Origin of the sequence: Pseudomonas lini, assembly GCF_030812475.1 — a bacterium.
GTDB lineage: Bacteria > Pseudomonadota > Gammaproteobacteria > Pseudomonadales > Pseudomonadaceae > Aquipseudomonas > Aquipseudomonas lini_A.
Genome location: NZ_JAUSSR010000007.1, coordinates 288,455 through 311,549 on the forward strand (window position 1 = coordinate 288,455; position 23,095 = coordinate 311,549).

General features: G+C 58.4%; 24 protein-coding genes and 1 tRNA gene. 7 read left to right on the forward strand and 18 right to left on the reverse strand.

The window, feature by feature from the left end:
- Window positions 1–6: 6 nt before the first annotated feature.
- The 12 genes from imuA to J2W17_RS15785 all read right to left on the reverse strand — a co-directional run bounded on the left by imuA (window position 7) and on the right by J2W17_RS15785 (window position 11,177).
- Window positions 7–624, reverse strand: coding sequence for a translesion DNA synthesis-associated protein ImuA (gene imuA / locus J2W17_RS15730; RefSeq protein ID WP_307335531.1), 618 nt, complete (start codon window positions 622–624; stop codon window positions 7–9).
- Entirely contained in the window at window positions 624–1,241 is a 618-nt protein-coding gene (lexA, locus tag J2W17_RS15735) for a transcriptional repressor LexA (RefSeq protein ID WP_307335535.1), read from the reverse strand. Before lexA ends, imuA begins: the two co-directional genes overlap by 1 nt.
- A 120-nt stretch (window positions 1,242–1,361) precedes the next feature.
- Complete coding sequence (locus J2W17_RS15740; protein ID WP_307335538.1) at window positions 1,362–1,637, reverse strand: DUF971 domain-containing protein; 276 nt, start codon at window positions 1,635–1,637, stop codon at window positions 1,362–1,364.
- Window positions 1,634–2,596 carry a HEAT repeat domain-containing protein gene (locus J2W17_RS15745; RefSeq protein WP_307335541.1) on the reverse strand — a complete coding sequence of 321 codons (963 nt, stop codon included), beginning with the start codon at window positions 2,594–2,596 and terminating at the stop codon, window positions 1,634–1,636. The genes J2W17_RS15740 and J2W17_RS15745 overlap by 4 nt, the downstream gene beginning before the upstream one ends.
- Window positions 2,593–3,441, reverse strand: a complete 849-nt coding sequence (locus J2W17_RS15750) for an ABC transporter ATP-binding protein (RefSeq protein ID WP_307335543.1) — start codon at window positions 3,439–3,441, stop codon at window positions 2,593–2,595. Before J2W17_RS15750 ends, J2W17_RS15745 begins: the two co-directional genes overlap by 4 nt.
- Window positions 3,441–4,223 (reverse strand): ABC transporter permease, encoded by a 783-nt coding sequence (locus J2W17_RS15755; RefSeq protein ID WP_307335546.1) that lies wholly within the window; start codon window positions 4,221–4,223, stop codon window positions 3,441–3,443. The genes J2W17_RS15750 and J2W17_RS15755 overlap by 1 nt, the downstream gene beginning before the upstream one ends.
- A gap of 262 nt (window positions 4,224–4,485) precedes the next feature.
- A complete protein-coding gene (locus J2W17_RS15760; protein WP_307335549.1) occupies window positions 4,486–5,892 on the reverse strand; it encodes an ABC transporter substrate-binding protein in 1,407 nt (468 codons plus the stop codon).
- A gap of 312 nt (window positions 5,893–6,204) precedes the next feature.
- Window positions 6,205–6,450, reverse strand: a complete 246-nt coding sequence (locus J2W17_RS15765; RefSeq protein ID WP_007946457.1) for a 4Fe-4S dicluster domain-containing protein — start codon at window positions 6,448–6,450, stop codon at window positions 6,205–6,207.
- A gap of 22 nt (window positions 6,451–6,472) precedes the next feature.
- Entirely contained in the window at window positions 6,473–8,218 is a 1,746-nt protein-coding gene (locus J2W17_RS15770) for a fumarate reductase/succinate dehydrogenase flavoprotein subunit (RefSeq protein WP_307335563.1), read from the reverse strand.
- The gene (locus J2W17_RS15775; RefSeq protein ID WP_307335565.1) at window positions 8,215–8,967 is read right to left on the reverse strand and encodes a GntR family transcriptional regulator; all 753 of its coding nucleotides are present in this window, start codon (window positions 8,965–8,967) and stop codon (window positions 8,215–8,217) included. Before J2W17_RS15775 ends, J2W17_RS15770 begins: the two co-directional genes overlap by 4 nt.
- Window positions 8,968–9,162: 195 nt before the next feature.
- Window positions 9,163–10,131 (reverse strand): Gfo/Idh/MocA family protein, encoded by a 969-nt coding sequence (locus J2W17_RS15780; RefSeq protein WP_307335569.1) that lies wholly within the window; start codon window positions 10,129–10,131, stop codon window positions 9,163–9,165.
- Between the two features lie 158 nt (window positions 10,132–10,289).
- Window positions 10,290–11,177, reverse strand: coding sequence for a Dyp-type peroxidase (locus tag J2W17_RS15785; protein WP_307335572.1), 888 nt, complete (start codon window positions 11,175–11,177; stop codon window positions 10,290–10,292).
- 340 nt (window positions 11,178–11,517) lie between these two features.
- Between J2W17_RS15785 and J2W17_RS15790 the strand changes: the two genes are divergently transcribed.
- Both J2W17_RS15790 and J2W17_RS15795 read left to right on the forward strand, forming a co-directional pair.
- On the forward strand, window positions 11,518–13,143 hold the full coding sequence (locus J2W17_RS15790; protein ID WP_307335575.1) for an NADP-dependent glyceraldehyde-3-phosphate dehydrogenase: 1,626 nt from the start codon (window positions 11,518–11,520) through the stop codon (window positions 13,141–13,143).
- 56 nt (window positions 13,144–13,199) lie between these two features.
- Entirely contained in the window at window positions 13,200–14,231 is a 1,032-nt protein-coding gene (locus J2W17_RS15795) for an FUSC family protein (protein WP_307335578.1), read from the forward strand.
- Window positions 14,232–14,238: 7 nt separating this feature from the next.
- Here the strand turns inward: J2W17_RS15795 and J2W17_RS15800 are convergent, their stop codons facing one another.
- Complete coding sequence (locus J2W17_RS15800) at window positions 14,239–15,132, reverse strand: DMT family transporter (RefSeq protein WP_307335581.1); 894 nt, start codon at window positions 15,130–15,132, stop codon at window positions 14,239–14,241.
- Window positions 15,133–15,268: 136 nt separating this feature from the next.
- On the opposite strand from J2W17_RS15800, the gene J2W17_RS15805 reads away from it, so the two are divergent.
- Window positions 15,269–15,709, forward strand: coding sequence for an Lrp/AsnC family transcriptional regulator (locus J2W17_RS15805; RefSeq protein ID WP_307335584.1), 441 nt, complete (start codon window positions 15,269–15,271; stop codon window positions 15,707–15,709).
- Between the two features lie 459 nt (window positions 15,710–16,168).
- Here J2W17_RS15805 and J2W17_RS15810 read toward each other — a convergent pair whose 3' ends face one another.
- Window positions 16,169–16,840 carry a Bax inhibitor-1/YccA family protein gene (locus tag J2W17_RS15810; RefSeq protein ID WP_150748592.1) on the reverse strand — a complete coding sequence of 224 codons (672 nt, stop codon included), beginning with the start codon at window positions 16,838–16,840 and terminating at the stop codon, window positions 16,169–16,171.
- Between the two features lie 123 nt (window positions 16,841–16,963).
- Between J2W17_RS15810 and J2W17_RS15815 the strand changes: the two genes are divergently transcribed.
- From J2W17_RS15815 to J2W17_RS15825, 3 genes are all read left to right on the forward strand, one after another.
- Window positions 16,964–17,051: transfer RNA gene (locus tag J2W17_RS15815), tRNA-Ser, on the forward strand.
- 209 nt (window positions 17,052–17,260) lie between these two features.
- Window positions 17,261–17,470: a hypothetical protein gene (locus J2W17_RS15820; RefSeq protein ID WP_307335610.1), complete on the forward strand. Its 210-nt coding sequence runs from the start codon at window positions 17,261–17,263 to the stop codon at window positions 17,468–17,470.
- A gap of 311 nt (window positions 17,471–17,781) precedes the next feature.
- Window positions 17,782–18,432, forward strand: a complete 651-nt coding sequence (locus J2W17_RS15825) for a DUF4145 domain-containing protein (protein ID WP_307335612.1) — start codon at window positions 17,782–17,784, stop codon at window positions 18,430–18,432.
- A 363-nt stretch (window positions 18,433–18,795) separates the two neighbouring features.
- Here the strand turns inward: J2W17_RS15825 and J2W17_RS15830 are convergent, their stop codons facing one another.
- The 4 genes from J2W17_RS15830 to J2W17_RS15845 form a co-directional block, all read right to left on the reverse strand.
- Window positions 18,796–19,620: an HNH endonuclease gene (locus J2W17_RS15830; RefSeq protein WP_307335614.1), complete on the reverse strand. Its 825-nt coding sequence runs from the start codon at window positions 19,618–19,620 to the stop codon at window positions 18,796–18,798.
- The gene (locus tag J2W17_RS15835) at window positions 19,613–20,002 is read right to left on the reverse strand and encodes a (deoxy)nucleoside triphosphate pyrophosphohydrolase (protein WP_307335616.1); all 390 of its coding nucleotides are present in this window, start codon (window positions 20,000–20,002) and stop codon (window positions 19,613–19,615) included. Before J2W17_RS15835 ends, J2W17_RS15830 begins: the two co-directional genes overlap by 8 nt.
- A 506-nt stretch (window positions 20,003–20,508) precedes the next feature.
- Complete coding sequence (locus tag J2W17_RS15840) at window positions 20,509–21,594, reverse strand: hypothetical protein (protein ID WP_307335618.1); 1,086 nt, start codon at window positions 21,592–21,594, stop codon at window positions 20,509–20,511.
- A gap of 113 nt (window positions 21,595–21,707) precedes the next feature.
- The gene (locus J2W17_RS15845; RefSeq protein WP_307335620.1) at window positions 21,708–22,172 is read right to left on the reverse strand and encodes a hypothetical protein; all 465 of its coding nucleotides are present in this window, start codon (window positions 22,170–22,172) and stop codon (window positions 21,708–21,710) included.
- 708 nt (window positions 22,173–22,880) lie between these two features.
- On the opposite strand from J2W17_RS15845, the gene J2W17_RS15850 reads away from it, so the two are divergent.
- Entirely contained in the window at window positions 22,881–23,069 is a 189-nt protein-coding gene (locus tag J2W17_RS15850) for a hypothetical protein (RefSeq protein ID WP_307335623.1), read from the forward strand.
- The last annotated feature ends 26 nt before the right edge of the window (window positions 23,070–23,095 follow it).

Consider the following 23,095-nt stretch of genomic DNA (forward strand, 5'->3'; position numbering starts at 1 on the left):
GCAACCTCAATGCCCCACCGGGAAGGCAATCGGCGCCGAACGCGCCAACCCGCCCCGGCACTTGAGCACCCGCAATTGCGCAGGCTTGGCATCAATGGCGATGCGCAGGGCGGCGGGTGAAGGGTTGATGGCCTCATGGATCGAGCGGTAGGCGAATGCCAGGGTCGAGCCGGTTTCCGCCGCCACCTGCAAGCGGCGCAAGGCGCGGTCATCGGCCTTGTGCGGCCAGCACAACACCGCACCGCAACTGCCCGAACGCAAGCATTGTTCCGCCGCCCACAGCGCATCGCGCTCGCTGGCCTGGATGATCGACAACTGGCGCAGATCAACCCCGGCGTTCTGCCACGCCTGGGGATACGGCACGTAGGGCGGCGCCACCAGCACGATGCGTTCACCCGCCGCCGACAACCGCGCCAGCACCGGCCACACCAGTCGCAACTCGCCGACGCCCTGCCCGGCCAGGAGGATTTCAGTCAACGCCGCTTCCGGCCAGCCGCCCGTGGGCAAGGCCGCATCCAGCGCGGCATGCCCGGTGGGTTGCGGGCTGGCGGCGGGTGGCGCAGCTCGCCCGCGCCAGACCTGGCCGCCATTGAACAGCGTATCCAACGCAACGACGGCGCCCATCACCCTTGCCTCACCAGGCCGCAGAACACCCCTTCGATGGCCAGGTCCTGATCGGCACGAACGATGATCGGGAGATAGGCCGGGTTGCGCGGCAACAGGCGAACGGCATCGCCGACCCGCTCGAAACGCTTGATGGTGACTTCCCCGTCCAGTCGGGCCACGACGATCTGGCCGTTGACGGCCTCCGGATTGCGATGCACACCCACCAGGTCACCGTCGAGAATGCCGTCCTCGATCATCGAGTCGCCCCGGACCCGCAGCATGTAGTCCGGCACCCGGGAGAACATCGACGGGTCGAGCAGCAAGCGGCTGTGCACCTCGGCATCCGCGCCGATCGGCGCCCCCGCCGCCACCCGGCCGAGCACCGCAATGTCCAGCAGCTCGGGCCGCGCCGGTTGCCCGAGCAAACGAATGCCCCGGGCCTGATGCGCATTGACCTCGATGAAACCGGCTTCGGTCAGCGCCAGCACATGCTTGCGCGCCACGCTGCGCGAGGCGAAACCGAACGCCTCGCTGATTTCAGCGAGACTCGGGGACTGACCGTGCTCGGCGATTCGCTCGCGGATAAAGGTCAGGATGGCGGTACGGCGGGGGGTTAGAGTCGTCATGGAGTACATTTGTACTCTTTTGGTGTTTTCCTGGCAAGCATCTGTAGGAGCTGGCTTGCCAGCAAAGGCGGCCGAAAGATCATCACAAGGCTCAAGGACGCCTTCGCTGGCAAGCCAGCTCCTACAGGTTCAGGTGAGTCCTGAGAGATAGGGCCATGGGTAGATCCCGCGTTCGTGGCCGTCGCTGAAGATCAGTTGCAGGCCGTAGCCTTGCTGGTTGAGTTCGATCACGCGGATGCGCTCATCGACTTTCACCGTCAAGCCTTGCAACCGAAACGCCCGGCACTGCGAGCAAGGGCACTGACGTCGCAACTCGGCATGATCCAGCAACTGTTCACGACCATCCGGCCAGTTCAACCGCAGTTGCTGCTTGCTCCGGGAATTGCCAATCGCAACCGGGTTCATTGCAGCTGACCCAAGGCTATGCGCGCGGCCTTGCGCACTTCCGGATCGCCATCATCCTGTGCCGCCTGCAAGGGTGCGATGGCGCCTTTATCGTGCAACTCGCCGAGGGCCAGCGCGGCTTCCTTGCGCAGGTTGCTGATGCGGTGGCCGAGGGTTTCGATCAGCGCGTCGAGGGCCGGAACGTAGCGCAAGCGGCCGAGGCTGCGGGTGGCGCGCAGGCGCACTTGCCAGTAATCGTCGCCCAAGGCGTCGACCAGCGCCGGCCCGGCGTCGACGTGCCCGACCTTGCCCAGGGTGGTGGCAGCCTCTTCGCGCACTTGCCAGGCCTGGTCCTGCAAGGCCTGGCGAAGCGCTGGCAGCACCTGTGCGTCGGACGCCAGGCCCAAGGCCCCGGTGGCGGCGCGGCGCACTTCAGTGTCCGGATCGGCACTGGCCGATCGGGCCAGCGCCGGCAAGGCATCGAGCTGCTTGAGCCAACCGAGGACGCCGACGGCTTCGCGGCGAACGCTGGCGTCTGCATCATTCAGCGCCGCCACAGCCGCTTGGGCAGCATCGGGAAAGCGCAACTCGCGCAAGGCCCTGAACGCGGCAATGCGTACACTGATGTCGGCGTGCCCGGTCCACGGCAGAATCACCCGGCCCGCCGCTTCGCTCTTGAGCAGGCTGAGGCTTTGCGCCGCAGCGGCCTGCACCGCCTGAGCGGGGTCGGTCAGGGCCTGGCACAGTGCTTCGACCACGGGCTCGTCCTCCCAGGCTTCCAGCAGCCGTGCCGCTTCGGCGCGGACCTCTTCGGTCGGGTCTTCAGCCAGCCGGTTGACCAGCCACAGCAGGCCATCCGGTTCCTCGAGATCGGCCAGTTCGATCAGGGCAATCCGCCGCACTCCGGGGTCTTCATCGATAAGGCGCGGTTGCAGGGCAAGAATGTCGTCGTTATCGGTTACATCGAATAGAGAGGTCATAGGGCAAACCGCGGCAGTTTATTTTCAGGGGGAAGTCCGAGAGGGTTCAGGCGCGGCAGCTGCCGACCGTCTTCGTGACGCAGCAACTCGAGGCAATGACGCTTCGAGCGGGAGAACGCGTGGCTCGTCACCAGTTCGGTGGTGCGTGGCCGGGGGAAATCCAGGCGCAGGTCTTCGATGATCCGCCCCGGGCGCGAACTCATCACCAGCAACCGATCGGCGAGGAACAGCGCCTCGTCGATGTCATGGGTGACGAAAACCACCGTGGTGCGGATGCGCGTCCAGATATCCAGCAACAGTTCCTGCATGTTCAACCGGGTCAGGGCATCGAGGGCGCCGAAAGGCTCGTCCATCAGCAACAGCCGTGGTCGATTGATCAGCACCCTGGCGATTTCCACCCGCTGCTGCATGCCGCCGGACAGTTGATCGGGCCAGCGCTCGGCAAAACCTTCAAGGCCGACCAACGCGAGGATTTCGTCGGCGGCCCGGTGCCGTTCGGCTTTGCCGATGCCACGCATTTTCAGGCCGAAGGCGACGTTGTCGCGCACCGTGCGCCACGGGAACAGCGTGTGATGCTGGAAGACCATGCCACGCTGAGGTGACGGGCCAGAGACTGGCGCGCCGTCGACGTTCAGGGTGCCGGCATAGCTTTGCAGATGCCCGGCCAATGCACCGAGCAAGGTCGATTTGCCGCAACCGGACGGTCCGAGAATGCACACGAACTGCCCCGGTTCGATCTGACAGTCCAGGCCTTGCACCGCTTCGAAGGCGTGTTTGTGTTCGCCAAGGACAATGGACAATTGGCGGATATCGATCCGCCCTTCAGGGGCTTGCATCGCGCTCATCAGGCTTTTCCTCGTGGTCGATGCCAGGGCGTGAACAACCCGCCCAGCCGTTTGATCAGCAGACTGCTGCCCATCCCGAGTACGCCGATCAGCAACATGCCGACCACGATGTCGGCGTAGTTCTGGATGGTGTAGGACTCCCAGGTGTAATAGCCGATGCCGTACTGGCCGGAGATCATTTCCGCGGTCACCAGGCAGAACCACGAAGTGCCCATGCCAATGGCGAGGCCAGTGATGATGCTCGGTGCGGCGCCGGGCAGGATCACTTCCAGCAGAATCGCCCGCCGCCCTGCCCCGAGGCTTTTCGCCGAGGCGATCAGCCGTGGATCGACGCCTTCGACGCCGTGCACCGTGTTGAGCAGGATCGGGAACAGCGCGCCGGTGAAGGTGATGAAGACCATCGACAGCTCGGATGACGGGAACATCAGGATTGCCAGCGGAATCCAGGCCACCGCCGGAATCGGGCGCAGGACTTCCAAAGGCGGCAGCAGGAAATCTTCGGCCCATTTCGAGCGACCGATGGCCAGGCCCAGGGCGATACCGATGACCAGCGCCGACAGGTAACCGGCAAACACCCGGCCGAGGCTGCTGCTCAGGTGCTGGCCGAGCTTGCCGGAATCGCCGAGCCCGAGGGCGGCTTCGATCACCGCCAGCGGCGTCGGAACGTTGGCGAAGGTGACAAGGCCGAGGTTCCAGTGACCACTGGCGGCGAGTTGCCAGAACAGGAGGCAGAGCAGTAGCGAGGCGGCTCTTGGGACCCAACGCAAATATGATCGGTACACAATTCTTCCTCTCAACCTTGAACCCTGTGGGAGCGAGCTTGCTCGCGATAGCGGTGGGTCAGGCAACAATGATGTCGATTGACACTCCCTCATCGCGAGCAAGCTCGCTCCCACAGTTATCGTGGGTGAACTCGATATTTTCATACGACTTCCTTCCTTTGTAGGAGCCGGCTTGCCGGCAAAGGCGTCGGACCAGCCAACATCATTGTTGAATGTCAGACCGCATTCGCGAGCAAGCGGGCTCCTACAAAGGGCTTCAGGGTCAGCGCACGGCAACGGCCTGGGTGGTGGCATCGGTGAAGTCCAGCACCTTGCCGCCCTGGGCCGTAGCGAACTGCTGAGCCTGGCCTTTGAGCAGGAACGCGCTCAGGTGCCCTTGCGCGTCACTGGCAAACCACGCCTGGTCCGCCAGCAACTTGATCCCGCTGTCACTCGCCTGGGCATACACCGCGCGGATGTTCTTGCCTTCCTGCTTCAGGCTCGCCAGCGCGCTGAATGCCGATTCCGCCGAGGCGTATTGACGGACTTTCGCCTCGCCGCGCACCCAGATCTCGGCCACATGGCTGAAGTCGGTGATGGCCTTGCCGCTCAGCGCATCCTGCGCCTTGAGCGGCGTCGGCTCGTAGTTGGCCAGTTGCGCGGAGTAATCCAGGTTCGAGGCCTTGAAGGCGGCGCGAATGTATTGATCGTCGATGAAGGTGTTCAGGTCGAGACCGCGGTCAGCCTTCTTCAGCAACTTGAGGGTATCGATGGCGGTGCCGACGGCCTGACGGTATTCCGGCTTCCAGCTCAGGTCGCGGGTCTGCACCCCGAGCGGCCCGTAGAACAGGTAATTGACTTCGGCATCGACCCCGGTGACCTTGGCGATCAACTCACTGTACTTCTCGGGCTCGGCCGTCAATAACTGGTTGGCTTCGATACTGGCGCGCAGGTAGGCGACGACAATTTCCGGGTACTTTTTCGCGTACGCCTGGTCGACCAGCGCGCCATGGAAAGTCGGGGCATTCGCCTGGGAACCGTCATAGATCTTGCGCGCAAAACCACGGCTCGGGAACAGTTCGGCGAAGGGCACGAAGTCGGCGTGGGCGTCGATCTTCCCGGCCTGCAACGCCGAGCCTGCGACCTCCGGCGGCTGGGCGATGATGTTCACGTCTTTCAGTGGATCCCAACCCTGGGCGGCCACGGCGCGCAGCAACATGCCATGGGCGGTAGAGGCAAACGGCACGGATATGGTCTTGCCCTTGAGCTCGGCCAATGACTGCACGCCAGAGGCGCTCGGTACCACGATGCCGTTGCCGCTGCCCTTGATGCTACCCGACAACACACTGATGAACTGACTGTGCTTGCCCGCGGTTTCGAACGCCACGCCGTTGAACGAACCGGGGAAATCGGCCATGGCGCCGAAGTCGAGTTTGCCCGCAACCATCTCGTTGGTCAGGGGCGCGCCGCTGGTGAAGTTCTTCCACTGCACTTCGTATTTGGCGTCCTTGTAGGGGCCATCGTGGGGCAGGTATTTGTCCAGCAGACCCAACTCGCGAATCAACAGCCCGCCGGCGGCGCAGTTGATGGTGGTGTCCTGGGTGCCGATGGCAATGCGGATGGTTTCGGCTTGCGCCGACAAGGTGAATGAAGCCAGTACCAGACCGGCAAATGCTGCACGCAAGAGCATGGTGAATCCCCTCGAATCATTTATAGGATGTTCGTCTCCGCCACGATCAGGGCGCGGTGGGAAACGAGGGGTGTCGTGAAACAGGCGTCCGGTGGTTGCCGGATAGCTTTTTTGTTGTCTGGGCCGGCCTCATCGCGAGCAAGCTCGCTCCCACAGGTTTCGTGGTGTTGGCAGGGTTTGCGACTGGCTTCGATCTACTGTAGGAGCCGGCTTGCCGGCGAAGGCGTCGGCACATTCAGCATCTCTGTGATTGACACACCGCTTTCGCTGCGATGCGGCGATCCGACAAGCCAGCTCCTACAGGTCGGTGTTTCAGCGCAACAGATAGGGTATTTCCACTTTCACCGCCCCGGTCGGGCAGTCCTTTTCACAGGGCATGCAGTACCAGCATTCATCGAAGGCCATGTAGGCCTTTTGCGTGGCCGGGTTAATCGCCAGCAGGTCCATCGGGCAAACATCCACGCACACGGTGCAGCCTTTATGGGCGATGCACAGGTCCTCATCGACCGTGACCGGCGCGTTTGAGCGAAAAAATATTTCCTGGGGTTGATAGGCCATTTCGCGGTCTCTCTTTTTGGGCTCAGGCAGCAAAGGCACCGACTCGCAGCCGGTCATAGGCCTGCATTTCCTCGGCATCCAGCGGGATGATGTAAGGCTCGACGGCTTTCTTGAAACTGCTCATCTCACCCTTTTCATCCTTCTTCAGGTGGCAATGGCAAAACCAGTCGCTGTCGTTGCGTTGCGGGTGATCGACCCGATAGTGGTAAAGCCCCCAGCGACTCTCGGCGCGAAACAGCGAAGCGCGGGCGGCCATTTCGGCGCAGTCGCGGATCATGCTGACTTCCATGGCGCGCATCAGCTCGTGGGCGTTGTGGGCCTTGATCTGATCGAGATCGCGCTGGATATCGCTGAAGCGTTGTAACCCGATTTGCATCTTCCTGGTCACTTTCGGCGGCTGCAGGTAGTCGTTCACAAAACGCCGCAGCTTGTACTCGACCTGGGCCGGCGGCAGACCGTGTTCACGATCCAGTGGCGCGTAGACCCGGGCCTTTTCCGTTTCGATCTGCCGGGCATCGACCGCTGAAAACTCACGCCCGGCGACGAAATCCGCCGCGTTGGTGCCGGCAAACCAGCCATAGGTGAACGCGCCGAGCATGTAGTTATGCGGCACCGCCGCCATGTCCCCTGCCGAATACAAACCCTTGACCGACGTCTCGGCCTTCTCGTTGACCCAAACCCCCGACGCCGAGTGACCGCTGCAAAAACCGATCTCCGAGATGTGCATCTCGACCATCTGCGTGCGGTAGTCAGTGCCGCGGTTGGCGTGGAACTGGCCGCGACTCGGGCGTTCGTTGCTGTGCAGAATCTCCTCGATGTTCTGGATGGTTTCCTCGGCCAGGTGATCGAGCTTGAGGAACACCGGACCGTTGCCGCTTTCCAGTTCCTGGTGGAACTCCCACATCATCTGCCCGCTCCAGTAGTCGCACTCGATGAAGCGTTCGCCCTTGTTGTTGGCGGTGTAGCCGCCCAATGGGCCGGTGACGTAGGCACAGGCCGGGCCGTTGTAATCCTTGATCAACGGGTTGATCTGGAAGCATTCCAGGTTCGCAAGTTCGGCACCTGCGTGATAAGCCATGGCGTAGCCGTCGCCGGCGTTGGTCGGGTTTTCATAGGTGCCCATCAGGTAGCCTGAGGACGGCAGGCCCAAACGGCCAGCGGCACCGCACGCGAGGATCACGGCCTTGGCCTTGATCACGTGGAAATCGGCGGTGCGGCAATCGAAGCCCATCAGGCCGTTGACCGCGCCTTCTTCGTCGGTCAGCAAGCGCGTGCACACGACGCGATTGGTGATGCTCACCCGTGCCCGTTTCAACTGGCGATACAGGACTTTCTTGATGTCATGCCCTTCCGGCATCGGCAGCACGTAGGCGCCCATGTGGTGGACCTTCTTCACCGCGTAATCGCCGGTTTCGTCCTTCTCGAATTTCACGCCCCAACGGTCCAGTTGCGAGAGGGTCTCGAAGCTGTGGGTCGCATAGGCATACACCGCCGCCTGATTGACGATGCCGTCGTTGGCGATGGTGATTTCCTTGGTGTACTGCTCCGGCGTCGAGTGACCGGGAATGATCGCGTTGTTCAGGCCGTCCATGCCCATGCTGATCGCGCCACTGCGCTTCACGTTGGCCTTGTCGATCAGCAGTACCCGCAGCTCGCGGTTGCGTTCCTTGGCCTTGATCGCTGCCATGGGCCCGGCCGTGCCGCCGCCGATCACGACGATGTCGTATTCCTGCTCGAGCGTACTTCTGTTTTTAGCGCTGTGGGTCATGCCTGATCCCCTTTTTGCCGGTCGATCCGCAGGCGGTACTGGAAGGCATCGCCGCGGTAGTAAAGGTGTTCGAAGTCCAGGGGCTGGCCGCTGGCCTCGTGGGTCAGACGCTCGATGCGCATGATCGGCGAGCCGGTCTCGACGTTCAGCGCCTGGGTCAGGTCGCTGTCGGCGAGCACGGCGTCGATGGCCAGGTCGGCGTGACCGAGGGCCAGGCCGCAGTCGTTCTCGAGAATCAGGAAAATGTCACGGGTGACCAGGTCAGCCTTCTCCAGTCGCTCGCCAATCGCCTTGGGCAGGTAGGTGATTTCGAGCGAGATCGGCTCGCGGTTGATCAGCCGCACCCGTTTGATCTGGGCCACGGTCTCACCTTCGGCGACCTGCAACCGCTCGGCGACGAGTTTGTCGGCCGGTATGAATTTGAAGCTGCGCAGGCGGTTGATCACCTCGTAGCCGCGACCGCTCATGGACTCGGCCAGGCCTTGCAGGGTGCTGACGTTCTGGAAAGTCTTGGGCTTGGCGACGAAGGTGCCCTTGCCGTGAATCTTGAAGATCAGCCCTTCCTTCTGCAGATCCCCCAGCGCCTGGCGCACGGTGATGCGGCTGACCTTGAACAGCGCACCGAGCTCGCTTTCGGAGGGCATCTGGCTGTCTTGCGGATATTTTCCGTCGAGGATGCGGGCGCGCAGCACATCCCGTAGTTGGGTGTGGAGCGGAACGCTGCTCAGGGATAGAACGTTATCGGTCATGAAGGTCACTTGTCATAACGAGTTATGACGTGATCTTAAAGTTCTAACGGATGGCTGGGAAATACTGATTGGGAATAAGGTTAGATGCGCACCACCGGTCCCTGTGGGAGCGAGCTTGCTCGCGAAGGCGCCGAGTCAGTCAACATCATTGCCGACTGCGCCAACGCTTTCGCGAGCAAGCTCGCTCCCACTGGTTCAACCGCGCTTGAGTATCCGGTCCATCACCCAGTCGGTTTTCAATGCCTCTTCGGCAACCGCCGGATGCCGGGCTTCGCCCCGGATATGCGCGTTCATGCCCATCACATGATGCCACTGGATATGTTGGTGATGTTCAATGTGCAGGCTGAGATGTTCATCGGCTTCAAGCTGGACCGGATGCTCATCGAACACGGAGAAGCTGATCCGCCCTTTACTGCCGATCACCTCGACCCGATCCTCGCGGCGATCCGCGACAAAGTTCCAGCAGCCCATGCCCATCGCCCCGGACGCAAAGCGCCAACTGGCACTAACCGCATCTTCGGCGGCATACAATCCGGCCTGGCGCGCGGTGAAACCGGCCACGTCGACGATGTCACCGAGCAGGTACTGAAACAGGTCCAGGCCATGACTGGCCAGGTCTGCGAAATAGCCACCGCCGGCGATCGCCGGATCGGTACGCCAGTTGCCGGCGCCGCTGCGGTCCTCTGCCGACGGGGCCTTGGTCAGGGTCCAGGTCAGGTGCCGGACCTCGCCGATCCGTCCCGCTTCCAGCCACTGCCGCACTTGCTGGAAGCGCGGCAACGAACGTCGATAATACGACACGAACAGGTGCAACCCGGCATCGGCAAACACCTGTTGCATCTCCCGACTTTGCCCGGCATTCAGCGACATAGGTTTTTCGACGCAGCAATGTTTACCTGCGGCAGCCACCTTCAAGCCGTAGGCGTGATGACTGGCGGGCGGCGTGGCGATGTACACCGCGTCGACTTCGGGATCATCGATTAACGCGTCGACGTCGGTGCAGGTCCTGGCAATGCCGTGACGCGCGGCATAATCGGTCACCGCCTCCAGCCGTCGCCCCATCACCGCCACCAGCGCCGAACCGGGAGCCTTGTAGAAGGCCGGTCCGCTCTTGCGTTCGGTGACATCCCCACACCCAATCATGCCCCAGCGCACCACGTTCATATTCCCCCCTTGATAATTATCCGATGCGCAATGCGCGCAGGTCCAGGCGACCGTCCTTGAGCGGCGGACACCTGTAGGAGCTGGCTTGCCAGCGAAGACGGCCTTGAGCCATGCAGCGCCCCTGACGACGCCTTCGCCAGCAAGCCGGCTCCTACAGTTCAGCGGATGCGCAATGCGCGCAGGTCCAGATGACCGTCCTTGAGCGGCGGGCACCAGTAATAGCCGCCAGTGATCGGTCGGCTCATGCGGTACAGACCATCGGTGATGCCGTCTTCCAGACCGCTCATGCGCCGCAGTTGGGCTTCGAACGCATCGAGGGAGAAACCGAAGGCGAGGAACATCAGGCCGGCGCGGTCGCCTTCGATCCAGGGCATCGAACGGCGCACCACGAACGCTTCCGGGGCGAAGCTTTCCTGGGCGGTGCGTTTGACGTGGGCGGAGATCGGCGCGTCGTCGAGTTCTTCGTTGTCGCTCAAGCGCCGGCCCATGATGTTGTCCTTCTCATGGGGCGCCATCGCGTGGAAGCCTTTGAGGTCGTGCTGCCACTGCTGGATCGCGGCGAAGCTGCCACCCACCTGGCCTTCAGCGCCCTCGCCCACCAGCGCGGCGGCCACGGCGGCTTCGTCGTGGGGGTTTTCGGTGCCGTCTTCATAACCGGTCAGGTCATGCCCGGTGAGGTGGCGGAAGGTTTCGTTCATCTGCACCAGGCGCAAGGCCGGTGCCAGGGCCGCTTCGATGGCGTTGCTGCGATTGAGCAATTCGCCACGGTCGACGCCGTGCAACCAGCACCACAGCGCGTGTTGGGTCGATGGATTGTCGACGCCGACACCGGTCAGCGCCGGAAAGGGACGCAGGCCTTCGATCTGGCCATGAAGCGCCTTGACCAGGGATTCACCGAAACCGACTACTGCCGACTGCCCGTCCACCAGTTGCATCAAGTTGTCGAGCGCGGCCGGGAGTGCAGCGGCGGACTCCAGTGCAAAGAACATATGACGGGCTTGAGGTGGAACGGGGGTGGCGAGAATGCCCGGCTGGTAGTGACTCATATGAACTCCTTTGGAAAGAACGCGAAGTTTACCCGCAGCGTTGGCCGTTGTGTGTTCTCAGGGCAAAAGATCACAGACCCGATGCGCTGGACAGGAACTTTAAACAATCAAGACAGCTAGCATGCTGTGGGACATGACAATCCGTGCAGCGATCTGCTAAAACGATTCAGCCATACTGATCAAGCGCGCAGCCTGCAAAGGGATCAAACCACTGCGCGCCTGAGTTTATGGCCTGACCACCACTTTTCGACAGCCGCATCGTGATCAAGCCTTGACCTGATCCCGGTGCATGGCGATAACAGACCTGATCCGCATCACCCAATCCAGACGGGGTAGCGACATGACCACAGCACAGATCCTTGGCAACCTGTTTCCCTCTGCCGGCGACATCCCGGAAAAATACCGCCTCGACGGCCAGATCGAGCAGCGTGAATACCTGGTCGACGGTGAGCTGATAACCTGGCCAGGCCCTCTGGCCCAAGTCCGCAGCCCGGTGTACCTGGCCGGTGCGAACGGCGACGAACAAGTCATCCTCGGCAGCACGCCATTGCTCGACGCCGACACCGCATTGATGGCCCTCGACGCCGCCGTCCGCGCCTATGACCGGGGCCAGGGCTTGTGGCCGACCATGCGCGTGGCCGAACGCATCCAGCACGTCGAAACCTTCCTCGGTCGCATGCGCGAACAGCGAGAAGCGGTGGTCAAATTGCTGATGTGGGAGATCGGCAAGAACCTCAAGGACTCGGAAAAAGAGTTCGACCGCACCTGCGACTACATCGTCGACACCATCAACGCCCTGAAGGAACTCGACCGCCGCTCCAGCCGCTTCGAACTGGAACAGGACACCCTCGGCCAGATCCGCCGCGTGCCCCTGGGCGTGGCGTTGTGCATGGGGCCTTACAACTACCCGTTGAACGAAACCTTCACCACGCTGATTCCGGCCCTGATCATGGGCAACACCGTGGTGTTCAAGCCGGCCAAACTCGGTGTGCTGCTGATCCGTCCACTGCTGGAAGCCTTTCGCGACAGCTTCCCGGCCGGGGTGATCAACGTGATCTACGGCAGCGGCCGCGAGACAGTCAGCGCGCTGATGGCCAGCGGCAAGATCGACATCTTTGCGTTCATCGGCACCAACAAGGCCGCCAGCGACCTGAAAAAACTGCACCCAAGACCGCACCGTCTGCGCGCGGCGCTGGGTCTGGATGCGAAGAATCCCGGCATCGTCTTGCCCGAGGTAGATCTGGACAACGCCGTGAATGAAGCCGTCACCGGCTCCCTATCCTTCAATGGCCAGCGTTGCACCGCGCTGAAAATCCTCTTCGTCCATGAAGACGTGGTCGAGGCCTTCATTGATAAATTCAACGCCAAACTCGCCACGCTCAAACCCGGCATGCCATGGGACAGCGGTGTCGCGCTGACACCATTGCCCGAGGCGAGCAAGGTCGATTACCTGCACTCGCTGGTGGCCGATGCGGTGAGCAAAGGCGCCGCCGTGGTCAACCCCAATGGCGGTGAAGCCCGCGCGTCGTTCTTCTACCCTGCCGTGCTGTACCCGGTGACGCCGCAGATGCGTGTCTATCAGGAAGAACAGTTCGGCCCGGTAGTGCCGATCGTGCCTTACCGGCATCTGGACACCGTGATCGACTACGTCCTGGAATCGGACTTCGGCCAGCAGTTGAGCATCTTCGGCACCAACCCGGTGGCGGTCGGCCGGCTGGTGGACACCTTCGCCAACCAGGTCGGGCGGATCAACCTCAACGCCCAGTGCCAGCGCGGCCCGGACACCTACCCGTTCAACGGCCGCAAGAACTCCGCCGAAGGCACGCTGTCGGTACATGATGCGTTGCGAGTGTTTTCGATTCGCACGCTGGTGGCGACCAAGTTCCAGGAAACCAACAAGGAACTCATCAGCGACATCATCAGCGGACGCAGCTCGAGTTTCCTGACCACCGATTACATCTTCTGAGGAGATCAAGCCTGAGCACATTCAGAGCCAACCGACTGCCACTGCTGCTGCGCCGGATGCTGCGTCCGTTACTGGACCCGTACCGGCGCTATCGCCACGCCAGACTGATCCACGCGGTGCGCGTATCGCTTGGGTTGCTGGCCACGATCCTGCTGACCACCGGCATCAACCTGCCCCATGGTGAGTGGGCGTCGGTGACGATGCTGGTGGTGATCGGCGGCTTGCAGCATCACGGCAACATCGGCAAAAAGGCCGCCGAGCGCGCCATCGGTACCTTGATCGGCGCCGCTGTCGGTCTGGCGCTGGTGGCGCAAGAGGCCTGGCTCGGAATGCCATGGCTGACCTATTTCGAGATGGCCGTGGTGTGCGGGTTTTTCTCGTACCACGCCATCGGCAAGGGCGGCTACACCGCGCTGCTGTCGGCGATCACCGTGTTCATCGTCGCCGGCCACGGCGACAATCCGGTCACCGACGGGTTGTGGCGCGGGGTCGATATCCTGATCGGCATTGCCCTGGCTCTGGCGTTTTCCTTCGCCCTGCCGCTGTACGCGGTTTACTCCTGGCGCTACAACCTGGCCGACGCCTTGCGCGACTGCGCGGCGATCCACGCACGCATCATCAATGGCCAGTCGGTCAGCGATGACGAATACCACAAGGTTATGGGCCGCTTGAACACGGTGATGGTGCAACTGCGCTCGCTGATGCCGTCGGTGTCCAAGGAAGTGAAGATTTCCATGACCGAACTCGATGCCATCCAGCGCCATCTGCGCCTGTGCATCAGCACCCTGGAGATCCTCGGCAACACCCGGCCGGATGCCAACGACCCCGTGGCCATGGCCAATCTGCAAGCGACGCTCAAAGCCGAGCATCGGCTGGTTCGGGTGCAGTTGATCGGCATGGCCCGGGCGTTGAAATCCGGTGCTACCCAGCGCCTCAGCCGGCCCGCCGAACTGCCGACCGATGCCAGCCTGGATGCCCCGGTCTATACCTCGCTGGACGGCTACCGGTTGCTGAACCGCCAACTGGCCGCCAACATCGGCCAGATGCGCCAGCGCCTGGCCAAGACCGCACCGCGCTGGAACATCTGACGCCGGTTCATGGCGTGACCGTGCACCGCCATTTCAGGGTCCAGCCCTGCTGCATGCCGGCAGCCGCCAGCAGAATCGCGGCGACACCCAGCCATTGCAGGGGCTCCAGGCGATGGCCGAAGGCAAACCAGTCGACGAAGATCGCCGCAATCGGGTAGATGAACGACAGCGCACCGGTCAGTGCCGTCGGCAGTTTTTGAATGGCGCCGTACAGCAGTACATACATCACGCCGGTGTGGACGATGCCCAGGGTCACCAGGCTGGCCCAGGCGCTCGGTGCTTGCGGCAGCGCCGAGAAGTGCGCGAACGGCGCGAGCAGCAGCACGCCGGTGCTGACCTGGACCAGCGCGATCAGATGCGGCGGTGTACCGGTCAGGCGCTTGATGATCAGCGCGGCAATCGCATAAAGGAACGCAGCGCCCAGCGCCAGGGCGATGCCAACCAGGTAATCATTGCCGCTTCCACCCTGGTCGCCGTGGGCGCTGACGATCGCCAGCATCCCCAAAAACGAGATGCCCAGCCAGAACAGTTTCTGCAGGGTGATTTTCTCATTGAGAAATAGCGCAGCCAACCCCACCAGCATGAACGGCTGAACGTTGTACACCGCAGTACCGATGGCGATCGAGGCGCGGGAGTAAGACGCGAACAGCAATACCCAGTTGCCGACAATCGCCACGCCGCTGAGCACGGCCAGCAGGAAGGTGGTGCGGGTCAGGATGCCGGGGCGCAGGAAGCCGAATGCCGCGCAAATCAGCAGCAAGGTGCCGGCGCCGAACAGGCAGCGCCAGAACACCACGTCCAGCACCGGCTGCCCGGAAACCAGCACGAACCAGCCGATGGTCCCGGAAATCAGCATGGCGGCGGTCATCTCGAATGACCCGTGACGAATTGACTTGTCCATCATCAGACTCCTGTGTTTGAGCCCAAAGTATGCCAATCCGCCGGGGGGCTTCTCCAGCGCAAAAATCAGGCTAAACTCGGTATCTGCCTTTTTTATCAAGGCGGTTCCGATTAATTGCCTAATCGAGGATTTCGCCATGACCGACGACATCGACCAGGTGCTGATTACGGCCTTGATGGAGGATTCGCGGCGCTCACTCAAGGCTCTGGCCAATATCAGCGGGCTGTCCTCGCCCAGTGTTGCCGAGCGCTTGCGCCGTCTTGAGGAACGGGGGGTGCTCAAGGGCTATACCGTCGAGATCGATCCACGGTGCTTTGGTTATCAGTTGCAGGCGATCGTCCGTATCCGCCCGCTGCCGGGGCAGTTGCAGGAGGTGGAGCGGCAGATCCAGGCGATCACCGAGTTCACCGAGTGCGACAAAGTCACTGGCGACGACTGCTTCATCGCCCGCCTGCATGTGCGCTCGATGGAACAACTGGACACCCTCCTCGACCGCCTCAATACCCACGCCGAAACCAACACCGCGATCGTCAAGAAGACCCCGGTCAAGCGGCGGTTGCCGCCGATGGCGTTCTGAGATTTGGCAGGGTTTTTGATCGTGTACATATCCATTGCTGCGGTAACGGCCACCTAGGGTTCCGCTCTTACAGCGGGTCACTTGGAAAAACGGAACGCCGCCCGACCCCAAGTAACCAAGCGCTCTTGTCCCTGTCGTTCGGTGCCTCGCTAGTGCTCGGCATGCCCTCGAGGGGGCGTGCACCGCCAAAGCAAAAGCAAAAGCGAGGCGGCCTACTGGCCGACCTGGCTTTCTAATCCGCACGCAATCCAACTGTAGGAGCTGGCTTGCCAGCGAAGGCGTCCCGACAGCCAACCCATCCATTTCGACCGTACGCAATCCCCTCTGCCACAGGCTGCAATCTTCTGCCTCTACATTAACCGTTCCTCAGTACAAGCTTTCGCCCTGGCCCCCGCATCACTCTATAAAACCCAATAAAAAAAACCCGCCGAAGCGGGTTTTTTTACTCAACGCCAGCGATCAATCATCGCGGCTCATGATGCCGAAGATCTGCAACAAGCTGACGAACAGGTTGTAGATCGATACATACAGGCTGATGGTCGCCATGATGTAGTTACGCTCGCCGCCGTGGATGATGGCGCTGGTCTGGAACAGAATGCAGACCGAGGAGAACAGCACGAAACCTGCGCTGATCGCCAGTTGCAGGCCGCTGATCTGGAAGAAGAAGCTGGCAACCACCGCACCCAGCAACACGAAGAAACCCGCAGTGATGAAGCCACTGAGGAAACTCATGTCCTTGCGGGAGATCAGTACATAGGCCGACAGGCCGCCGAACACCAGCGCGGTCATCGCGAAGGCCGAGCTCACGACTTCCGCCCCGCCCTGCATGCCCAGGTAACGGTTGAGGATCGGGCCGAGCAGGAAACCCATGAAACCGGTCAGGGCAAATGCCGACACCAGGCCCCAGGCGGAATCACGGAGCTTGTTGGTCAGGAAGAAAAGGCCGTAGAAACCGATCAGCACCACGAAAATGTTCGGGTAGCCGACCCGCATCTGCTGGGCGACATACGCCATCACGCCGCTGAATGCGAGCGTGAGGGCGAGTAAGCCGTAAGTGTTGCGCAGGACGCGGCTAACCTCTAGCTGCTCAGCCTGCACGCTGTTATTAACTGCGTAATCCTGTTCGCGCATGGCGACACTCCTGTTGGTTTGAAACGTTCAGTCGCAAAGATCATAACAGACGTGCTGTAACAAGCTACGTAGAGAGTTTGACAGTGTGTTTCATTCAGGTATTATGGCGCCCGCAACGCAAACGGAGGTGTGGCCGAGTGGTTTAAGGCAACGGTCTTGAAAACCGTCGACTGTAACAGGTCCATGAGTTCGAATCCCATCGCCTCCGCCATCTTTATACGACAAAGCCCTGATTTTTCAGGGCTTTGTCGTTTCTGGGGTTTGGCAAAAATCCGACCACACCCGAAGCGTTACAAAACTTTTCGGGTGCCGTTACAAAACTTTCCTGTTTTTCCCGCCTTTCGGCATCCTTGCCAACACCCTTGACCACCATCCAAGAAAACCCTGCTGCTACGCTGAAAAATCCACGGAGGATTCACGATGCCAAACTCAGACCTGCTGCCTTCCCTGCTATTCAAGATCAACGAAAACCAGCTCGCCCTTGAGGCTGCCATCATGGAGCTTTCGAACTGGGTGGAACAACGCGGATCAGCCGAGGTCGCCGACAACGTCCGCGGGGCTCTGGACACAATCGACCGCAATGAGGAGTTCATCAAGATGACACTCGCGGTGCTCATGACACCTGAGTGATTCCCCCGTCTCCAGTTCTAGACCCCTAAGTCGTCCTGCTGAGCGGGACCTGTAACAAGCTGAGTGAAGCTGGCCCAATGACGGATTGGAACGTCTAATCCTGAGGGCCTTATAAATAAAGGCTTTCAGAGAATCTGTTTTTGCAGCGTACCTCTTTCGTACCACCGGCCGCACATTGCCAGCTGCCATCAGCAAATCTTTTCGCCAGTGACTGTCGCTCCCATCCAGATAACACCGACAATGGCACTTTAAAATCTCCCTAAACCTAGTGATGATGCTGACCTGGGATTACTTTGGCTAGAGGACTAATGATGTCTAGAGATTATAGCCCACCTGTTTTTGAAGCAGAGCGCTTCCATTGTCCGCTTTCAAGCTGCGGTGCTTTTGCTCAGATGAGCTGGCTACGGTTAAATAACGAAATTTATACAGCAGAGTGCGCGAGTTGCAATGCAAAATCGATTTGGCGCAAAACCATCAGGCAAAACGGGTTAGGCTTCGTAAACCATGGAGCATTGCTCTATCCCGTCGCGACGCAGGCTCCGCATCAGCACCCCGATCTACCCGAGCACATTCAATCCGACTTCGAAGAGGCGCGTCTGATCTGTGCCCAATCCCCCCGCGCCGCCGCGGCCTTACTTCGATTGTGTGTACAAAAGTTATGCAACCATCTGCTAGAAAAAGAAGGTGACATCAACACTCAAATCGGAGAGCTCGTGAAGAAAGGGTTACCGGTAAAGGTGCAGAAGGCCTTGGATTCGGTACGGGTGATTGGTAATGAATCAGTACATCCCGGCACGATGGATTTAAATGATACTCCTGAGCTCGCGCTAGGTTTATTCCGCCTAGTGAATCTAATCGTACAAAATTGCGTAACCGACCCAAACGAAGCCGACGAGATTTTTGACTCGCTTCCAGCTAACAAACTGAAGGGCATCGAAAATAGAGATAAGGCTCCAAAATAGCTGATCATAGCTACACGCCGATCGTGTTGGAGTACTAAAGAAAAAAAAAGCCCTACAGCCCCGCAAATAAGGGGCTGTAGGGCTTTCTTGACAGAGGTTATTGTTCATTTGGCATTAAATGGCATTGGTTGGCGTACGATTTGCCCTTTTTGCCGCATAGAATTTCAATTCGATACCTCCCACTCGCTCGATATGTGAATAGGGATTCGAACCCCTTCGCGGCCCTGAATCTGCCCTAATTTTGCCCTAAACCTTTCCCGCATCAGAGAGAAATTCTCGATAGGCTGCTATCAGCCAAAGGCGGACGGTCGTGACCGACAATCCTCGGCCAGTCCCGGTCGTTCGCGATTGGTCGCTCCAGTATCAGTGTGTTCTTGGTCTCGCGAGCAACAGTTCTCTATCTGCCAGGTCGTTTAGTACATGCATTTTCCTGTGACAGTTGGGGCACAGTGCGACAGTGTTTTCCACCGTATCTGCCCCGCCATTCACAAGCCATTCGATGTGGTGAGTCTCCAGATAAGGTGCCCCGTTTTTCTTGTTAAAGGGTGCAGTCTCTTGGCAAAGGTTGCATCGGCCCTTAGCCCTGCGTTTGGCATATTCCGCCACCCAGAATGAGCGCTGATGCTGTGTAACGTTGGTACTGCGTCTACCGACTTTGGTCCGCCCTTGTCGCCGAGCAAGCTCCTCTACCTGGGCGTCACTTAGTTTGCGAGCTTGCTTTTCTTTTACCTGGTTTAGCTTCTTGAGAGTGGCATCTGAAATTGCCGGCTGATCACCTGATTTAAGGCGCAGCGGGAAAATCCAAACGAAACGCTCCTGATTTTCTACATCGTACTGCTTCTCTTGATATGGAGCATCGGCCAGCTCCACCTCACCAATGTAGGTATAGGTTTTTTCGGTAAAGACTTCGAACAGGTGCACGGCCACCCCATTGGTGGGTGACTCATTTAGCGTCCTGTTTTGTTTGAACTCAAGCGACTGGTTACCAACCTGGCCCATGCCAGTGTAGTGCAGCACGTCATCAACCCAGCGGTCGTCATAAATTGTCGCGACATGATTCGAAACGATAACCAGGGTGTTGGTCCTATTCGAGCGGCGCATTCCACCCTGAGTACTACACAGAAACAAGGTAGTCAGTTCGTCATTGTTAAGGTTCGAACCATGGCTTGGGGAAATGAAGTTATCCATACTTTCGGACGATCTCCTCGGCAATCGGGATGTCGGCAGGAGCAAGGTCGTATCGCAGAAGGTCTTGAGGCACCACCCACTCAAACTGGTCATGAACCTGCAAGGTGAACTGCGTGGACTGCAAGCTGACCATGATGGCAATCAGTTCGATGGTACCGCCGGGGTAGGTGTACACAGTGGTGGTGAGGATCTCGCCGGCATTTGACTCGACACCTAGCTCCTCACGTAACTCGCGAGTGATGCAATCCTCTGGAGTTTCAAGGTGTTCGAGCTTGCCGCCTGGAAACTCCCACATACCCGCCAGCTTCTCGCCTGGAGCCCTACGTGTGATGAGTACTTTTCCATCTAGATGAACCACCGCGGCAGCCACTGGGCTCTTCATGGCGCTACTCCTATGGCTTACTCCGTGAGATCCACAGATTCAATCGCTCGTCATCCTATCTGATTTAAACATTGCATAATATTAAGTCGACTGGCTACTTTTCAAGGTCCGCTAAGGATCTAGGCTGTGTGAAAACGTTTTAGAGCACGTTTGAAAGTCAGAACCGGTACGAAAATCGCGCTCCTACGCAAATTTCAGCTCTGCTGATTAACCACCAAGCGCTGGCAGATTTTACGTAGCAACGCAGACTTCAAAACAGTGCATGCGTTTTCACACAGCCTGGATCGATTGCGGACCTCAGGGAGACCTTGAAAACGCCATCTGCACAGACCATCGCTGCGTTGCGTTGATTTTCAACTGCTAAGCCGAACTCTCCACGGAGGATCCGCGATGCCAAACTGAGACCTGCACCCTTCCCTGCTATTCAAGATCAACGAAAACCAGCTCGCCCTTGAGGCTGCCATCTTGGAGCTTTCAAACTGGGTGGAGCAACGCGGAGAATTCTCTCAATCACTACTAGGCATCCATACTTGTCTCTCTTCTGTTAGCCTGGTGGTCGCACTACATTGAATATCGGCATTGGTGCTACTAGAACAACCGAGTGAGACATTGAACTGATCTTCACCGGTCCACCATGACGGTGCATGCGCGATTTGAACACCTGGTATGTACGAGGGACTAACGCCAGATGTCACGCTGAAGTCACCTAATCGCTTCGAAAATCGCCACCCATCCTTGAGTGAACTGCAATAAGTAACCGTTGGTAAAACGGTGCCGCTATGGTGAGGCGCATCCAAATAAATCGTGGGAGCTGTACTGCAAATCCCTCCCGACACGTTGAACTGGTATGGCCTCGTATCTCGAAACCACTTCATCCTTGAAGGAAGAAAGGCGCTATCTGCACCACGCGGCGTATTTTCAGTAATAGCATTTAAAGTTAGTGCTAGCGTCGTTTCAGGATTCAAGAGTTCGAATTTAACTTCATGATTCGTACCAGCGATAATCGGCAGCTTTCCATCAAGAAAGTCTTTACCACTAGTAACGGAAACCCCAGAGGGCAGCTTATAATCCTGAGCGATTTTTACTTGCGGAACTCCCGCTGCGGCGAACCACTGAATTACCAAAACTGCCGATCGAGCATGTGATTCTTTAAATCTCAGGGCAAGCCCAGATCGATTTTGCATGCATCCAGACCATGCAGCAAGAATCTCCGAGTCGCCCGTCGAGAGCAAAATGTCGACCGAGTGTGATGATTCAATAAACAGTGAAGAATTTTTCTGCAAGTAACTCTGGTAGTCGTCAAATGATTTTTCAGTGAAGCCCGCTCCGAGTACGACATCCCCGATGGGAATATTTCCTGTTATCGAGGTATCAGTCTTTGCCTGCTGAAAAGTCATGCTGACTAGTTTCGTTTCCAACAAACGTCTATATTCATTATTTTCGTGAAAAAGCTGAACAGCTTTTGTGCCATCTTTTAAAACATCCCCACATTCTGATGACTGAGCGAATGCATTGGTGGTCGCAATGCACATTAGGGCGATTACCGCCTTTACAATCGTGAATTCCACACAAGTACATTTATTTGTTTTCATGGAAGCTCCGTTGCGGGTCGCTCTCTGAAATAATGGAAAGGAGAACTCCCCCATAGTCATCTGTTCATGAACGGACTACATTCTTTTAACTCTGAACAACGGATATTAATTTTTTATTTTTGAGGCAATGCGTACCCTAAGAACTCCGTTCCACAGCCAAGATGAAGTGTACTAAGTGTGGCAGTACCGTTATTACATGGTTCATTTCCGCTGCGTATTTGTTCGCCGCCGGTTATCGGTTGTTTTGAAAGATAGCCGATACTTTTCGCTGACCCGCCTAGATGGTTAGGATTCTTACTAACAATTTTGTTATTTACCGTATCATTACCAGAAAACACCTCTATAAAATTACTCCTCGGCATAGCGCTAGCATCATCAATCGTATATCCAATTTTTTCGGTGCCGCAACCTTTGTGCCTGTCGTATGTAGTAACTTCTCCATTATTGCAAGACTCATTACCAACATAAAGTTGCTGCTTTTTTACCAACGTCGGTGTGGGCGACGCATCCCCTCCTAAGGCAAATCCAGACAACAGAGCAAGCGCAATCATGACAACTGCATTTTTCAAGATCGTCATTGCATTTCTCCATAGATTATGAGATCAGCGCGCATGCCGAGCCATACAAAGAAATACTATTGCCTTTTGATACACCCTATCAAAAATAGCATTCCTTTCAAGATCTAGTTAAAAATCAGATCTAACCATTTAGCGAATGGTCCAAAGATACATCCGATGTAGCAGGCCAGTATCTGCACACTCTCCAAAAGCCATCACGCAACGCAATGTCTAGGTTTACTTCACCAACCGTCACTAGAAAGCCGTTGCAAGCCGTTTGATTAGAGACTCTCAAACACATTATCGAGCTTTCAGTCTTAACTGGCTGGACAAACCTAGTCATAAGCTCTGCTCCTGGTTGTTGATTGGGTTTAGTCGGTGCAAACTTGCCTGTCAAGGATGACGATTAGTAGAAGACGTTATAAAACCTATTCAATTATGTTTCATGTGTAACATTTATTTATCAGTTGAATCATTGCTGACACACTGGTCAGAAATGAGCGTAATTTTTTTGCGGTCTATAGCAACTCTGAATACGCCCTAATTTTGCCCTAAAATTTGTTCCTCCAAGTACTTCATCTGCCAGGCCAATCCTCACCGGAACAGTTGCCCCCACCGCAGAAATAACGGGCGGGTACTCTGCTGCGTGTTTACCAGCGGTGTCGGAATAGAGGCCCCCCGCAATGAGTGATATCCGTACCATCGCCGATTATCGATGGGCCGTTGACAATGACCCTGGACCCCGCCGCGCTGGCTGCCTTGAACAGCTATCGTCAGACCTATCACGACTGGTCGATGAACCCGCGATTCGGCCCCATGGGCAAGCAACTGAACGCTGAGCTGGCCAAGACGGCCGCCGAACTGGCGAAAGCGATGGCGAGGCTTGCCCAGGAGGCGAAGACAACCGAAAATGAGTGATCCCCGCGCGTTACGAGTAACGCCGA